The sequence below is a fragment of the Limnohabitans sp. genome (assembly GCF_046052765.1).
Taxonomy (GTDB): Bacteria; Pseudomonadota; Gammaproteobacteria; order Burkholderiales; family Burkholderiaceae_C; genus Limnohabitans.
In genome coordinates this window covers 1-14600 of the sequence record NZ_JAVLFQ010000070.1, presented here as the reverse complement: position 1 = coordinate 14600, position 14600 = coordinate 1, and the positions used below count along the sequence as shown (strand labels likewise).

Annotated in this window: 14 protein-coding genes and 1 pseudogene; 4 read left to right on the top strand and 11 right to left on the bottom strand. The window is 49.7% G+C overall.

Annotated elements, in window-relative coordinates; all coding sequences use genetic code 11:
* The first annotated feature begins 233 nt into the window (after window positions 1-233).
* The gene (locus AC9UG7_RS10860) at window positions 234-641 is read left to right on the top strand and encodes a hypothetical protein (protein ID WP_509587593.1); all 408 of its coding nucleotides are present in this window, start codon (window positions 234-236) and stop codon (window positions 639-641) included.
* Window positions 642-718: 77 nt separating this feature from the next.
* Here the strand turns inward: AC9UG7_RS10860 and AC9UG7_RS10855 are convergent, their stop codons facing one another.
* Window positions 719-1066 carry a hypothetical protein gene (locus tag AC9UG7_RS10855; RefSeq protein WP_509587591.1) on the bottom strand — a complete coding sequence of 116 codons (348 nt, stop codon included), beginning with the start codon at window positions 1064-1066 and terminating at the stop codon, window positions 719-721.
* Window positions 1067-1119: 53 nt separating this feature from the next.
* On the opposite strand from AC9UG7_RS10855, the pseudogene AC9UG7_RS10850 reads away from it, so the two are divergent.
* A pseudogene (locus AC9UG7_RS10850) lies at window positions 1120-1239 on the top strand (cyclase family protein); the annotation flags it as partial.
* On the opposite strand, the gene AC9UG7_RS10845 reads toward AC9UG7_RS10850, so the two are convergent.
* The 7 genes from AC9UG7_RS10845 to AC9UG7_RS10815 are packed head-to-tail and all read right to left on the bottom strand — an operon-like array spanning window position 1236 to window position 11170.
* Complete coding sequence (locus tag AC9UG7_RS10845; RefSeq protein WP_509587588.1) at window positions 1236-2291, bottom strand: methyltransferase; 1056 nt, start codon at window positions 2289-2291, stop codon at window positions 1236-1238. The pseudogene AC9UG7_RS10850 and the gene AC9UG7_RS10845 sit on opposite strands and share 4 nt — an antisense overlap.
* A gap of 13 nt (window positions 2292-2304) precedes the next feature.
* Complete coding sequence (locus tag AC9UG7_RS10840; protein WP_509587586.1) at window positions 2305-3144, bottom strand: SIR2 family NAD-dependent protein deacylase; 840 nt, start codon at window positions 3142-3144, stop codon at window positions 2305-2307.
* A 2-nt stretch (window positions 3145-3146) separates the two neighbouring features.
* On the bottom strand, window positions 3147-4781 hold the full coding sequence (locus AC9UG7_RS10835; protein WP_509587584.1) for an urea transporter: 1635 nt from the start codon (window positions 4779-4781) through the stop codon (window positions 3147-3149).
* A gap of 6 nt (window positions 4782-4787) precedes the next feature.
* A complete protein-coding gene (locus tag AC9UG7_RS10830) occupies window positions 4788-6185 on the bottom strand; it encodes a type III PLP-dependent enzyme domain-containing protein (RefSeq protein ID WP_509587582.1) in 1398 nt (465 codons plus the stop codon).
* Window positions 6169-8343, bottom strand: a complete 2175-nt coding sequence (locus AC9UG7_RS10825; RefSeq protein ID WP_509587580.1) for an ATP-grasp domain-containing protein — start codon at window positions 8341-8343, stop codon at window positions 6169-6171. Before AC9UG7_RS10825 ends, AC9UG7_RS10830 begins: the two co-directional genes overlap by 17 nt.
* Window positions 8340-8618, bottom strand: coding sequence for a PqqD family protein (locus AC9UG7_RS10820; RefSeq protein WP_509587578.1), 279 nt, complete (start codon window positions 8616-8618; stop codon window positions 8340-8342). The genes AC9UG7_RS10825 and AC9UG7_RS10820 overlap by 4 nt, the downstream gene beginning before the upstream one ends.
* The gene (locus AC9UG7_RS10815) at window positions 8615-11170 is read right to left on the bottom strand and encodes a tetratricopeptide repeat protein (protein WP_509587576.1); all 2556 of its coding nucleotides are present in this window, start codon (window positions 11168-11170) and stop codon (window positions 8615-8617) included. The genes AC9UG7_RS10820 and AC9UG7_RS10815 overlap by 4 nt, the downstream gene beginning before the upstream one ends.
* A 452-nt stretch (window positions 11171-11622) precedes the next feature.
* Here AC9UG7_RS10815 and AC9UG7_RS10810 point away from each other — a divergent pair, with 452 nt between their 5' ends.
* A complete protein-coding gene (locus AC9UG7_RS10810; RefSeq protein WP_509587574.1) occupies window positions 11623-12006 on the top strand; it encodes a hypothetical protein in 384 nt (127 codons plus the stop codon).
* Window positions 12007-12052: 46 nt separating this feature from the next.
* Window positions 12053-12256 carry a cysteine-rich CWC family protein gene (locus AC9UG7_RS10805; protein WP_509587572.1) on the top strand — a complete coding sequence of 68 codons (204 nt, stop codon included), beginning with the start codon at window positions 12053-12055 and terminating at the stop codon, window positions 12254-12256.
* A 55-nt stretch (window positions 12257-12311) separates the two neighbouring features.
* Here the strand turns inward: AC9UG7_RS10805 and AC9UG7_RS10800 are convergent, their stop codons facing one another.
* The 3 genes from AC9UG7_RS10800 to AC9UG7_RS10790 all read right to left on the bottom strand — a co-directional run bounded on the left by AC9UG7_RS10800 (window position 12312) and on the right by AC9UG7_RS10790 (window position 14465).
* Window positions 12312-12827, bottom strand: coding sequence for a hypothetical protein (locus AC9UG7_RS10800; protein WP_509587569.1), 516 nt, complete (start codon window positions 12825-12827; stop codon window positions 12312-12314).
* A 56-nt stretch (window positions 12828-12883) separates the two neighbouring features.
* Window positions 12884-13642, bottom strand: coding sequence for a hypothetical protein (locus AC9UG7_RS10795; RefSeq protein ID WP_509587567.1), 759 nt, complete (start codon window positions 13640-13642; stop codon window positions 12884-12886).
* 424 nt (window positions 13643-14066) lie between these two features.
* Complete coding sequence (locus tag AC9UG7_RS10790) at window positions 14067-14465, bottom strand: hypothetical protein (RefSeq protein ID WP_509587564.1); 399 nt, start codon at window positions 14463-14465, stop codon at window positions 14067-14069.
* Between the last annotated feature and the right edge of the window lie 135 nt (window positions 14466-14600).

The window sequence follows — 14600 nt, the reverse complement described above, 5'->3', positions numbered from 1 at the left end:
GATTCCAATTAATCCTGCATTCATAGGTTGAAGTTTGTTAACTCATTTATAAAGATAAATTTTCTTGATGTAAATGACGGATTCAAGTTCGGTTAAAAATCACCTGTAAGGCGACCTGCGCATTTGGTTGTCCATTCGTTCTTGCTTGCGAGTTACTGGTGGTTGCTTGTAATACGAGTAGTGGTGACTAAAGTGATCGCCGAAACATCGCCAATCATGACCAGGGCGTGGGTTTGACTGCTCTTACAGCAGCAGACTTCTACAGCAACGTACAAGGCAAGCTAGATCGTGGCGTTGATCTGACTGCTGACCTACCTGAATCCAAAGGCATGAAGCCTGCCGCTGTGAAGAAGACTGTGGCCAAGCTCAGCAAAGATCTGTCCAAGCGAGCAGACTCAGCGTGGGAGTTGGATGCACATCTTGCCAGGCAATTTCGTACGACCATACGATCTGCCTTGCCAGATGAAGAACGAATTCCTCAATACGACGTTGAACACGTGATCAAGACTGATTCAGGCGTGGTCAAGGTCAAGATCCGCAACTGGCGGCGCAACGTAATGGTTGAAATTCAAGGCACGGATACAGCAGTAGATGCCGCGCATGGATTGATCGCATTGGCTGAACTGTCCAAGGCGTTCTGAGAAATCACCAAGTAGAGAGCATCACAAACGGCATTGCCCCGTAGCTCTCTTGTTCAGTCTTGTTGGCTCCAGTGAATTCAGATTTCTTCTCGAAACCACACAGGTGAAACGATTGAATTGAATTTGGTATCGATAACAAGTCTTCTTCCTTCTAATGCTTGGTCAAGAATGATGTCAGTCCGCATTGAGGGCAATAGTCTTTGCACACCACTTGATTGCTCTGATATCTGCCATTTTTGTGTTGCGCCACAGCGAACTCGCCAGCCAGTTGGTCCTAATGCATGAGCAAAGAATCCACCGATTGCTCTTTCAAAAAGTCGTCGCACCCACATAACTTCGCGATCGGGTAAAGACATTACTTGATGGCCATAAACCTCAGTAGGAATTGACAAATCAAATATCAGCTTGGCAGCATCAACCATCATGCGATCGTCGGCATCGTGCCGACCAAATCTTTCGCCACTGATTTGAGCTAAGGTTGGAAGTCTTGCCAGCCAGTGGTTTTTACATCAGTTGCTTTCCCCACAAGATACGCGGCGCTTCAGCGGGATGGACCCGTGCGGTGGCGATATTTGATGATGCCCTGATGGCAGCTTAAGCCATGACTTCGGCTTCAATCACCGAATAAAACGCCTCATTGCGCATGGGTGTTACATGGGTGATGCGAAACCCCGCATCCTCTAACAGTTGTTGGTAGACCGATAAGGGTTTGAAGAGTGCTCTTCCATACGAATCATAAAAAATATAGCGAAATTCCCATGCAAGGGTGAAGTCGGTGTTGCCTTCCAGCATGGCTTCGTTGATCACCAACTTTGCGCCAGGCGCCATAGAACGTCTAACTTTGTCAAACAGCATTTTGCAAACAGTAGGTTGCCAGTCGGCTAAAGTGCGGTTGAACAGCACATGGTCAAAGCCTGTAGGAAATTCATCTTTGAAAAAATCGCCTTCATGCACATGAACACGATCGTTCATATGACGTTCTGCAATGTGCGTTCTCGCCAGTTCTGCTGACACGGGAAGATTGAAGACCGTGACTTGTATTTCCGGGTAAGCACTGCACAAGGCGCATCCCACTGTGCCGTCGCCACCCCCAATGTCCAATACTTTTTGGGCATTGACCATGGCGTTGGACATCAGCAAGGTGTCAATACTGCCTGCTGCGGTTAAGCGCATCCAGTAATACTCGAAATGTGCGACCGAATCGGGCGTGGCATAGGGCCAATGGATACCATCTGGCAAAGCCGATCCTCGCAGCACATCGATGAGAGACAGATCGGCAACTTTTTTCCAAAATGCCACCAAGTCGCGGTAGAAGAAACCTTCATTGCCTGTTGGGCCGAAATAGTATTTGGCGTCAGTAGACAAACCAAACAGGGTTTCATCGCCACTGTAAACACCATGTTTTTCCTCCAACAAACCCGTCAATGCAAGCAAATGTAAAAACTTCCATCCCCTGTGCAGGTTCAGTCCCAACAGCGCACAAATTTGTTGCGCGGGCATAGGTCCACGATGGCCTAACAGTTCAGGTATTTGCAACTCGATGAATATCTCGAGCAGGCGCAAGCGTGCACCGCCACCTAAGAAGCTGTAGAAATGGTTATCCATGGCTCGCAACGAACCCGCGGGCGGGGTCAGTTCAGGGTGATTCATGTAAGCGCACCTTTCATATGGGCAGCAGCTCATCCAAAGCCTGCAAGGCCGCTTGCGCTCCCATGGCAATGCCAATGCTGTCGCTTAAATCACAGTGGTGTTCACGCGGATTGATACGTATCAAAGGTGCTTGGTAGGTTTGCGCCATGCGTTCAGAAAAATGACGGACTGTAGAAACCTCTGTGCCTGCGCCAATCTCAATCACTGCCATCTGCCTGCAGGCGCCTACAAAAGCCTCCAATGCAGCGTCATTAGCTGCACGAGCAGTGTCGACCCAGTTCCAGTCGTCAAACATCAAGATATTCGGGCGTGCCAAAGCTTGGCAGTGGGGACACGCAGGCAAGTCGTGTCGCCAAAGGCAATGCTGTGTATCGACATCAGGATGCATGGTGTTGGCAGACCAAGTGGTGTGCTGACAGGGGGTACAGCATTGCAGTTGGTGAATGGATCCATGGCATTCATAGACTTGTTGAGAGGCAAAACCGGCACTTTGAAAATGTCCATCCACATTGCTGGTGAAGACATAGCAACCATGGGTTGTGTGTGAAGCCCAGCGTTTCAATATCCCAAACCCAGCATGGGGTTGTGTGTCGCGGTACAGCTGCAATCGATGACCATAAAAGCCCCATGCTTGGTGAGGGTCGCGTGCAAATGCTTGGGGGTTGGCTATGTCTTGGAATTGCAAGCCACTGTCTCCCAAAGCGGGATAGGTTTTCCAAAAACCACTGCTGTCCCGAAAGTCTGGCAAACCCGAGTCCACACCCATGCCTGCCCCCGCTGTGATGAGCAAACCATCCGCTGCTTGCAAAACCATGGCTGCGGCTTGCAAGCTTGAGTGGTTCTGCGCCAACATGGTCAAGGCTTTGCTTTGGACAAGCCTAGGTAATCGGCCAGCGCAGGTAGCAAGCTTTCAGCCTTGTAAAACAACAAACGGTCATTCGCTGTCAGCACGCAGGCAGGGTAGCCCGGCATGATGAAAAAACAGGGGACTTGTCGCTGCCTAGCCTGCTCAATCAAGGCCAATGCAGAAGTCACTGCCGCTTGGGTGCCAATCACCAGCATCACGCTGCAGGTGCTGACCGCTTGTTGCGCTTGTAGCCAAGTGGTCAAAGAAATATCCTCACCAAAAGCAATGACGGCTGGTTTGAGAAAGCCGCCGCATTCACAAAAGGCATCGCTGTGTTGCCAACTTGCGGGTTCGGGCCATGTTTTCGATGCGCCACACAGCAAGCAATGCACATGGTCGATGTTGCCGTGTAATTCCACAGTACCCTCGGTACCAGCTTTTTGGTGCAAACCATCCACGTTTTGTGTGATCACCGTGGTGACAAATCCAGCTTGCTGCAAAGCAGTCAGTGTCAGATGCGCAGGGTTAGCTTGTGCTTGCGAAGCGGTTTTCAAAAATCTGAAGCAAGAATTCCAGTACATCAAACGCGAGTACCGGTTGTGTACAAAACCCGCATAGTTGTAGGTGGCCAATGGCACACCGGCTTCCAGCCAGTCCCCACCGGTGTAGTCAGGTATGCCAGAGGCGGTGCTGATACCGGCCCCTGTCAGCACCACGGCCCCACCTTGTGATGAAGCCTCTCGCAAATGTTTGGCCAAAGCTTGCACACCGGGGTCTAGAAAGATCAAGCGGTGCTCAATCTTGAAGAAAGCAAATACCACCCAAATACCCAAGAACATAGGCGCCATCAGCGAAGGCACCGATGACAAAGTATTCACATGGGGCCATGCTAACTCCAGGCCTAAAGTCACCAAGCCTGCCAGCGCCGCCATAGGATAGGCCTTGGCGTGACCTGGTAACAATGTGGCTGGAAGAGAAAACAGCACCAGAAAAACTGTGAAGCCCAGCACGATGGTGCTGCCAACAGGAGGAGGGTAGTCTTGTGCAAAGTAAAACAGCAAAGCAGCAAACCCAGAACCCGCTAATGCAAACAAGGCAGCACGCACGTTTTGCAGCAGCATGGCAGCCAATAAACACATGCCTGCCAAGCACATTGACAGGGTGCCAGGTTCGCTGCGCATACGCATGGACCAGAAGTCACCGCCAAAATACAGCGTCACATAAATAGCTGCCCACAGTGTGACCAAAGAAGCCACGCCCAGAGAAGGAAAGCCATAGCTGTAAGCAGTGCTGACCAACTTGAAGCGCATCGCATAGCAAGCCGCAATCGCCATGGCCAGCAAGATGGCCGATTGCATATCGCGTGACAACAGACCTGCCCACAGCAAGCCGATGACAGCGCCATCGAACAGGTTAAAGCCTTTGCTCCATTCCAGTGGGTGTTGGCGCAAAACAAAGGCACAGATAAACAAGGCCATCAAGGCGCCCAGCGCCATACCTGCTGCACCCCAAGGTGAAAACAAAGACAGGGCCACTAGAAATAAAAAACCTTGCAAAGGGGTGCTGAGAAACACCACTTGCGCCTGCGCGTTCAGCCAAGCGCTTGCATAGGTTTGCCAAGGCGTTTTGGTGTCCGCCAGCATAGGTGCTTAAGCCTTAGGGGCTTTGTTCTTGAGGTGCTTGGGTACCGAGTCAAGCGCAAAAATGTCTTCACGGGTTTCGCGGCGACGAATCACCTCAGCCCCGTTTTTACCCAAGAGGACCACAGCAGGTCGCGGTTGAATGAACTGCATGGATTGGGTCAAACAATAAGCGCCCACATTGGAGACCACCAATGAGGATCCCAAAGACATAGGGGGCAGCATGGCACGTTCGCGCAGCACATCGATTTGCATGCACAAAGGTCCGAAAACAGACACAGGTTGAGATCCCATCACAGCAGCTTCATCGTCAAACGCAGAAGCCTCTACACCGTGGTCATACCAATAGGCGGTAGGCAAGAGGTTGACGCCGGCATCAACGATGACCGCATCGCCGCGTCCCGGTATGGATTTGCGCGAAACCACGGTACAGGCCATCTTCATGGCAGAGTCAATCACAGCACGACCTGGCTCCAGCATCAAGGTAGGGCGTTCGCCAAATGCTTTGCCTGCTTTGGTCAAGCCGCCAATGATGGCGTCTGCAAAAGGTTGCAAGTGACGGCCAGCACCGCCGCCGAGTTCAACGGATTCAAATGCAGGCTTGAGTCGGTTGCTGGAGGGATAACCACCTCCGAAGTCAGCGATTCGCACAGCGGGCAAGCCTAGTTCAATCACTTTCTTCGCCACGCTGGTGAGAACTTGGGCAGTACGGGCGTAAATGTCAGGATTGACTTGGTAAGTGCCTGAGTGGTTGTGCAAGGCTTCCAAACTCACACAAGTCCCTGCTTTTTTCACCCGCTTGAGTGCTTCGACCGCATCGCCGTTGTCGTGGTTGAAACCAAATTTGGTCCACGACTGCTCGCCATGCTGAAAGTTGATGCGCAAACCAATACGCGCTGTTTTCTTTAATTGCTTGGCAATCTTTGCCAATGCATCAAGCTCGTCGAAGCTGTCGACGTTGATAAGCGCCCCTTCAGTGATGGCGCGGATGAGTTCATCGGGCTTTTTATAGGGGCCGTTGAAAATGATTTGATGTCCCGGCACATTCAGCGAACGGGCCAAGTCGTATTCCATGCCAGAGACCACCTCGGCCCATGCGCCTTCTTGTTGGAAGATGGCGCATACAGCAGGCAGGTAATTGGTTTTGTAGGAATAGCCAATGATGGTGTCTATGCCTGGGGCGGTAAATGCATCGCGGAAAGAACGATAAAGCGTGCGCACCGCTTTTTCGGACACGATGTAAAGCGGTGAGCCAAACTCAGCCAGCAGTTCATGGACGTCGCCCATCTCATCGAATTCGCCGTCCTCCGATTTGATTTCATGCACACGGTGCTTTTGCATGCCTTGCTGGGTAGCTAATTGCTCCAAGCGAGGTGTTTCATATTTCTTTTTAACGGCTACTAGCATGACGGATCTCACCTCGGTTAATAAACATGGCCATGGCGCTGGCGCTGGCTGAAATTTCTTGGGCAGTGCGTAAAAACACCAGATCTTTGTCCAAAGCGGGACTCTTGGGTGTAGCAAGGGGTGTGCGTCCCAAAGCTTTGAGCATCAGTTCCCGCGGCAAATTGCTGTTGACCAATTGACCATAACCAATCCAAGCGGGGAAGCGCGGATTGACCTCAATCAGAATCATACGGTCGGTGGTGATGTCACGGATAAGTTCCACATCCGCGGGACCTTGCCAGCCCACCTTTTTCAATAAACCAGCCAAGCGGTGCATCACATCTGGCATATCTACTTTGAGGCCCGACCAGGTTTTGCCGCGCTCGCACATCACGGTTTTCTTTAGGGGGACGGCATCAAACAAGTCGCTGTTGCTGTCGCAGACCACGCCAATGCTGAACTCTTCGCCATACACCACGGCTTGCACAATGATTTTGCTCTCGCCAAATTCATTGTAGCGAGAAAAAGCCAACTCGGCTTGTTCCAAACTAAAGACTTTGGTCGCCAATGAATCCAAGCCTTTGATCATCATCGGTGAGCCAAAACGTTTCCATGCGGCTTGCAGGTCTTTTTTGCTGCTGACCACCACGGTAGCAGGGAAGTCAAAATCAACTTGACCACTGCGACTGCTCAATTTGATGAGACCTTGTTTGCTGAGCTTTTCGGTAGCTTCGGGTGTTGGCAGCAAAGTATGGATACCGTGCGAGCGCAATTCGCTGGACAGACGTTGGTAACGAGCAATCTCCACATCCAAATTAGGGATGACCATGTCCAGGCCATGGGCCTTTTGAATCGCCAGCAGTCGGTTCAAGGTGGCTTCATCGCAGCGTTCGGGCTTGTCTTCGTTCTCTTCGATAGGCATCCGAGCGCACACATCAAAGATTTCTTTGCGAAACAACCCCGTGTCTGTGGAGACATAACCAAGACCAATGACTTTTGCCACCTCAGGCGCGGCACGCAAACTGCGCCCCACACCCAAGCCGGGTTGGGTCAACTCCAGTGCTGATATACCTGTGACCGCCACCGACACATCGCCACGGCGGGACTTCATGATGGCTGGGGCAGGAACATCGCAGGAGCCGGTACGGGCTAACTTAACGATTGAAGAGGCAGGCACCACCATTTCTTGCACATCCCGCGCATACATGGCGCCGATTTGGGCTTGCTTGGGCGCTCTGCTACCTGGCTCCAATATCTCTTTGACCAAGGCCATGGGCTGGTTGGCGCCGGCCAGAGCCGTGAGGTAAACCCAAGATGGGAAGCGGCAATTGACTTCTAGCAAATAAAACTGCCCATTGCTTTGCGATCGGACAAACTCAAGCTCTAGCGGGCCGCGCCAATTCAGCTTAGACAAAATATGTAAAGCCAGTTTGCGCGAGCTGGGGTCTTCCACCACCGAGCCCACCATGCCTTTGCCTCGGGCATTGAGGCCAATTTTGCGCATCATGGTCATGGCTAGACACGAACCATCCTCCCGCGCCACCATGGACACCACATGTTCCGAGCCTTCGATGGCTTCTTGCAACAGTACGCCGCCGCCCCACTTGGCCGCGAGCAAACTCGCTTCGTAGGCAGCTTGGTGGGCGTTGTACACCCTTTTGGCGCCTGCCACTGTGCCCTTGACCCACAGGGGATAGCCAAACAAATCGGCATGTAAAGCCACCGAAGAGATGTCCACCACATGGGTGGTTTTGGGCGTGACGATTTGGTTGGAATAGCAAAACCAGTAGAGCTGGGGCTTAGTGATTTTGAAGCTGTCGTCGGGGTCGGGCAGCAATGTGCGAATACCCTCGCGCAGCAAGCGCTTGGCCAGACGGGCGTAAAGAGGTACCTCTAAGTCCAGACACGGCAAAAGCACATCAATGGGATGCTCTTTGTGGATTTGCAAAATGCGCGTGAGCGCTGCAAAGTCACCATTGACGATCGGGGGAATGATGTGAACGGAATTGGCTACACCTGGGGCCCAAGCGCCAGTGGTCCAAGCGTCGTAAACCAAGCCAAGGATTTCGAGAGGACCATTCCAGTGGTCACGCAGGGCTCTTGCCACTGCCAGACCAGGCTCCGGATTATCCAACCCCCCCCAACCAGTTAACGCCACCCTCAGTGGTTTCGATTTCATTTAGCCTCTAGCATGTCCAGCGTTCGCAGTTCTTTCACCAAGGACACAACGTCTTTGCGTGCGGTATCGTCATCGATATCAAATTGGTGGGTCAAAAGATCGGTTAAGCGGGCCACATCCGAGCCCTTTTTCATCGCCTCAACCAACACCCAGCCGGATGAGTTGCATGCGCAAATCACCGCGGTCTGGGTATCAAACAGCATGCCGCATTCGCCTTCGTCATCAGGCTCTAGGTTGATGCGGCTGCGCAGTTTTAAGCTGACGGCTGGTTTCAAAGCTTCTTCAACTCTTCCAAGCCAAACAAAGCGTCACCGTAGGTGGCGTTGACTTTCAAAGCTTCTTGGAAGTACTTTGTGGCACCGGCTTTGTCTTTTTGCAAGGTTTTGGCAAAACCCAAACCAGACAGTGCGTCCAAACTGAAAGGGTTGCGACTGACTTCGGCCGCAAACAGCTTCTCAGCTTTGTCTGCATTGCCCAGACGGTAATTCACCCAGCCCAAGATAGAGCCAGCGGTGTACTCCACATACCAAAAAGAGTAAGGATAGCCAGGTACGGGTTTGTTACGGGGGATGGGCAACAGGGTCTTGGGTTCCAGCGCCATAGCGGCCTCAAGGAAAGGCACAGCTTCTTTGTACTTGCCCATGCGGTAATACGTAAAGCCCATGCCGCGACCGTTGTTGGGGTCTTTGGAACCTGCTTTGTCCGAATCTTCAAAACGCTTGATGGCGGTTTCAAAATTGCCAACGTAGTAGTTGCCCCAGCCCAAAGTAGACAGAACAGCCGGCATCATGTTGGCAGAAATTTTCAGCTTGCCCAACACTGGATCGATGTAGGCAGGTGCCAAGGACACAGCGGCCAAGGCTTTCTTGTCTGCATCCGCTTGGTTGTTCAAGCCGTTGTAGGCGCGAGCCAGCAGGAACTGAATGTCAGCGGAGTAGGGGTAAATCAACTCGCCGAGTTTCAATACTTCACGTGCATCCACAAACGCGCCGCCATCGATCATTTTGACGGTGGGTGCGGTGAAAGCGGCCACACCTTGGTAAGGTGCCAAGTTGTAAGCAGTCACCAGTGATTTGCTGGCAGCTTCGTATTGCTTGAGTTCGGTCAGTGCATAGCCCAAACCTTTGTGCGACAAATAGGCCTTGGGGTTGGCTGAGACGATAGAAGCAAATGCTTTTTGCGCGCCAGCATAGTCTTTCTTGTAGAAAGCCATCCATGCCAAACCGTCTTCAATCAACCATTTGATGTCAGCAGGCATCTCGGCGCGGGCTTGTTCGAATTTGGCCTTGGCTTCATCGAACTGACCGGCTTCGAGCTTGGCCCAAGCGTTGTTGTAAATCACCAAATCAGCACGTTTGGCCGCAATCACGCCGCTTTGTGCTGAGTAGTAGTTGGCGTCAATTTTCAAAGCAGCTGCAAAAGAAGCATTGGCTGCTTTGGGCTCACCCATGGCCAACTGTGTCCAACCCATACCGTCCAACGCCGCAGGGTTGTTCGCAGAGCTTGCTTCAGATTCTTTGGCTTTGAATGCAGCCAAAGCGCCTTTGAGGTCGCCTTTGAAATAAGCTTCCCAGCCGGCTTTGACCAAAGCGGTTTTGCCGAATTGCAAAGTGGCCAAGCCAGAGCTGGCTGAAGCGTAGAAGGGAACCTTCTTGATTGAAGCATTGAAGAATTTCTCAGCACCGGCTGAGTCGTTTTTGGCTATTGCCACCCAGCCCAAACCGGCCAAGGCGTCGGCGTTGTCACCGGCTGCTTCAAAAGCTTTGGTGGCTTCAGGGTATTTTTTCAATGCCAGTTGTGACCAGCCTGTACCCAAGTGTCCGCTGACCTCGGTTCCACCAGCTTGTGCGTATTGATCGAAGCGCTTGATGGCCGCAGCAGCAGAACCACCGTAATACAAAGACCATCCCATAGACAACAAAGCGGTTTGCTTGGCTTTTCCTGTCAATTTGATTTTGTCAAACACGGGGTCGATGTAGAAAGGCGCCAAACTTGCGGCATAGCTCAAGCTTGAGAGCGCGGTTTTTTCGTCTTTCAGTCCATCGCTGGCGCGAGCAATCAAATAGTACAGGTCTGCTGAGTAAGGGTAGGCGTATTCGCCCATCAGCAACATCTCTTTGGCTTCTTTGAATTGACCTGCGTTTAGGAGGGTGTCGGCGTTGGTGGTGTAAGAAGCCAATGCTTGGTAGGGATTGAGTTTGAAAGACTGGCTCAGGTTTGAGGCTGCAGCGGCATAGTCCTTCTTCTTCACGGCAATGGTGCCCAAACCGGTCAAAGACAAATAGGCTTTGGGGTTTTTCGCGACCACGTCTTTGAAAATCTTTTCAGCGCCTGCTGAGTCGCCTTTGTAATAGGCCATCCAGCCAAAGCCATCGTCAACCAACCATTGCAGGTCTTCAGGAGCTTCTTTTTTGGCTTGGTTGAAATAAGTTGTGGCTTCGTCGAAGCGGCCCAGATTCACCAGGCCCCAAGCTTTTTGGTACGGCACAAGCAACTGGCCTTCGGCGGAGTACAGACCACTGTAGGAATAAGAAAAATTGGGATCAATGGCGAGCGCTTCTTTGAAAGCGTTACGCGCATCCGATGTTTTACCCATGGCCAACAAGGTCCAGCCACGACCGTCGGCAGCGGCGGCATTCTTTTGGGATTTCGCATCAGAGGCTTTGGCGTCAAATGCTTTCAAAGCACCCTCTAGATCCCCCTTGAAGTAGGCGCTCCAAGCATCTTTGACAATGGCAGTTTTTTCATAAGGGGTTGGTTCAGCTGCAAAGCTAATGGAACCTACCGTCAAAAGAGCGGCGACAAGGGTGGTACGAACAAATTTCATAGAAAGTCCTTCAGTGGAGGGGCAAATAATTCAGACACGAATGTAAACGGGTAACCAAGTCAAAATTGTTAAAACAAGCAATAATATTAAAATTATGTGTATATTTGTGAGAAACGCCGAAAAAAAATAATGTTTATTGCTGTTTATGTTTAGCAATTCAAGAGGTGATTGTGAGAAGGCTAAGATAGACGCTTAGATTTCGGAGTTGTAGATGGAATTTCACGAGCCAGATTGGTGTCAGGTGCTGGGTCGGGTGGAAAAAAGGTTGTTTCATACCGTTGCCTTGGGCTTGTTTGCGTCATGGTGCGCCTATGGTCAGCGTAACCACACGTGCTTGGCAGTGGTGGGAATCAGGGAAACGAATAATGCCTGGTGGCCTATGGGAACTTTTTTTGATCAAGTCAGATATACATCCTGATTACACAAAAAGAAAATGAGTAACGGAAGGTGATATGAGCAATAACGACAATGAAGACGGCCAAGAGTCCGATGAAGATGAGAACGGTGAAATCCACTGCCCCTTTTGCAAGACAACGGATAGCTGTGATCATCTCTTGCTGATGGTAGATTTAACTTTTCGCCATGCTGAAGGTGGCCTGCTTTACGATGCGTTTAATGCACGCTGGTCAAAGATTATTGAATCTGCTGACGATCCAGATTTCGACGAGAGAGAGCCCTTTGACGATCTGCTTCAAGAAGTTGATTCCCTTGCAGACTCTGAATTAAGCTCTTCGCATGACGGCATGCCGGGCATGTCGTCCTCATATAACTTCTACTACTGTGGCTCAAAAAAGAAGTCACTGGCTGCCTTAAAGTCATTCATTTCGAACGAATAAACAGTCTGTTAACAAAGAGTCACATCCTCAAATCAAAAAGGTACAAATGCTCTCAATTGATCCAACTCGCTGCCCCATCTGTCATGAACCCAATGCGTGTGCCATGGAAAAGGCCAAAGCAACTGGCAGCAAGCCTGAGCGCTGCTGGTGCATGGACGCAGCTTTTACACCTGCTGTGATGGAGCAAGTACCTGATGCAGCCAAGGGCAAGGCCTGCATATGTGCAAAATGCGCTGGAACAGTGGCTTAAATTGTTGAAATCTGGTTCGAGTCCTGATCCCAGAGTCGAACTAAATAGAAATAAATTACAAACCTTTAGACATCAAAGTACTCCAGGAATTTCCTAGTTTTTCATTGGATAAACCATATGAGGTTGGATGAGCAGTAATTTCAAAGTGAATTCCGGCATCCTTAATTACAGGTGCAGAAAATTTTGACTGTTCAATACCTAGGATCCAGACATATTTCGGATTAAGTTTTTTTAAGATATCTTCAAGTCTCTTTTGAGAATTTTTATATTCAAGGTCAGAAGGCCTATTTTTTCGATTGTCGCCAACTCTTCCAACAAAATTAGTAAAGGCAATTAAATTCCAGTAAGTCTTTATTCTTTCATCTCTTTGCACAATATTTGGCAGACAAGCATTAGCCATACGTGTATACATACTGTCCTTTTCCAAACCATTTAGAAAGTTTTTTACATAACCGCTGTCAGTGTTATCAATGTAGTCACCATACCAGGACTCTCCTAAAACCAGCACGTATTTATCTGCGTATTTTTCTCCTATCCAGATACTATCGATATTGCGTGAAACATCATCCATTTTTTCTCAACTCATTTTTTGTTGATCAATATTAAATTAAAAAATTTCTAAATATATTATTTTCTGATAGCACGATTGTTGAAACTCAAGTTTTTACCTTTAAGCCAATCTATGGTTACAAAATTGATACCCCATTGCTCAGTGGAAAAATGAGTAAAAGGTCGATGTGGAGATCGATTATTACCTTTCTGAAAGTACTCAATAGCTTCAGTAACACAATTACCAGGATATGGGTCCCAGAAAGTCAAGTTGCTAAACCCTTGAAATTGATCATGGAAATTTAGAGCTGCCTCCACTTGGCAGTAAGTAAATTCCCACTGATATTGGCTCTTCCAAGTCCTTACTCGAGACAAATGCATCAGTGCTGGATGCTTAGCACCTAACCTATGAACAGCTTGATAAAGGGATTCCCATGTAACGCTGTACATGAAATCTCTATGAGGCCTACTCCATTCACCATTAGCAAATTGCAAGTAGCACTGAGATCCATCGTAGGGTGACAGAATTAGACCCTTTAGCTGCGTATCGATACGACGGGAAGGAATTACAGCAAGGGTGATTTCTGGAGATCTAGCGCGACACCAATCAGCTAATTGACCGATACTTGGCTCTAGCAAATCAGGATGTCCGCCTTCCATCCATCGACCAAGACTTGTGTCAGGGTAGCCAAGTTCTTTAGAAAGAAACTCTCTCGCCTGTCCTAATTGACAGAATCCGTCCTCACTGTCTGCAATCACTGAATCAATACTGCTGTCTTCAAGCAGATGTTCTATCCGTCTATCCGTGACATGTTCAATATTTAGACGATTAGGCAAAGGACACCCTCACTGAAGAAATAAGTAAAGTTTATTGGTTTTATTTCTTCCGTAATTTTTGGGCAATACAAGCATACGCGTCTTCAATCAATGACCAATCTCTTTTGAGATTTGCAGGTACATCATCGCGCCGTTTGTATGCCTGAGGGGAAAAATCAAGCAAATTTCTTCGTTACACGTTTGGTTACACGCCGCGAAAATAGACTTGTAACTATATGTTTTTATTAGATAAATTTACAGCTTCCTACGCTGTTAATCCGTAGGTCCCTGGTTCGAGCCCAGGTCGAGGAGCCAACAAACACAGGTCTTACAAGCCCATTTTTGTTTTTTGAGCATCATTTGAAATTCTTCGTGTTGATGCCATGTAGAGGCAACCGAGGAATTCGGCTCGGTAATGCTTGATAAGTTTCATAGATCGTATTTTTTACACCTCGCCGAGCCATGGCTGTATAAACGCAAACCATCCCCCAATGAGATAAAATCCAACGCTGGATGCATACACAAAACTAGCGGTCTTGCGTGTCTTCAAGCACGCATCGCGCAAAGCTGGATCGATGGGGCAAGGCGCACTTCGATTTCGCCACTGCAATACGCCACTGCCAATCATCATCAAGCCAGCAAAGCCGAAAAGTGGCTCCTTATGTTCGCTTAACCAGACCACCTGCGGAAATAGGGACACAAAGGAAGAAAGTGCGGCTCCTGCCCCAAGGGCCACCAAGAGAGCAGGAATTGCGCAGCACACCAACGTGCTTGAACTTGCGAAAAGGCTGGCCAAAGAGGACCATAAGCCACTTCGGGATTCAGCCATGCCGTCTGCACTCATTTACGGCTCTTCAATTCAGCCTTGATCTCGGCAACTGATTGCAGCACAGTCTCGATCTTGACCACGTCGTAGCCAGCATCAACGATCTCTGCAGAGATGGCCTTGGCGTCGAGCACTTGGCCGTCCTTTGCTTCC

Coding starts and splice junctions, on each gene's coding strand:
- AC9UG7_RS10790 (WP_509587564.1), bottom strand. CDS start 14,465: ATGAGTGCAGACGGCATGGCTGAATCCCGAAGTGGCTTATGGTCCTCT.
- AC9UG7_RS10845 (WP_509587588.1), bottom strand. CDS start 2,291: ATGAATCACCCTGAACTGACCCCGCCCGCGGGTTCGTTGCGAGCCATG.
- AC9UG7_RS10825 (WP_509587580.1), bottom strand. CDS start 8,343: ATGAAATCGAAACCACTGAGGGTGGCGTTAACTGGTTGGGGGGGGTTG.
- AC9UG7_RS10810 (WP_509587574.1), top strand. CDS start 11,623: ATGAGCAATAACGACAATGAAGACGGCCAAGAGTCCGATGAAGATGAG.
- AC9UG7_RS10840 (WP_509587586.1), bottom strand. CDS start 3,144: ATGTTGGCGCAGAACCACTCAAGCTTGCAAGCCGCAGCCATGGTTTTG.
- AC9UG7_RS10800 (WP_509587569.1), bottom strand. CDS start 12,827: ATGGATGATGTTTCACGCAATATCGATAGTATCTGGATAGGAGAAAAA.
- AC9UG7_RS10835 (WP_509587584.1), bottom strand. CDS start 4,781: ATGCTGGCGGACACCAAAACGCCTTGGCAAACCTATGCAAGCGCTTGG.
- AC9UG7_RS10815 (WP_509587576.1), bottom strand. CDS start 11,170: ATGAAATTTGTTCGTACCACCCTTGTCGCCGCTCTTTTGACGGTAGGT.
- AC9UG7_RS10855 (WP_509587591.1), bottom strand. CDS start 1,066: ATGATGGTTGATGCTGCCAAGCTGATATTTGATTTGTCAATTCCTACT.
- AC9UG7_RS10805 (WP_509587572.1), top strand. CDS start 12,053: ATGCTCTCAATTGATCCAACTCGCTGCCCCATCTGTCATGAACCCAAT.
- AC9UG7_RS10830 (WP_509587582.1), bottom strand. CDS start 6,185: ATGCTAGTAGCCGTTAAAAAGAAATATGAAACACCTCGCTTGGAGCAA.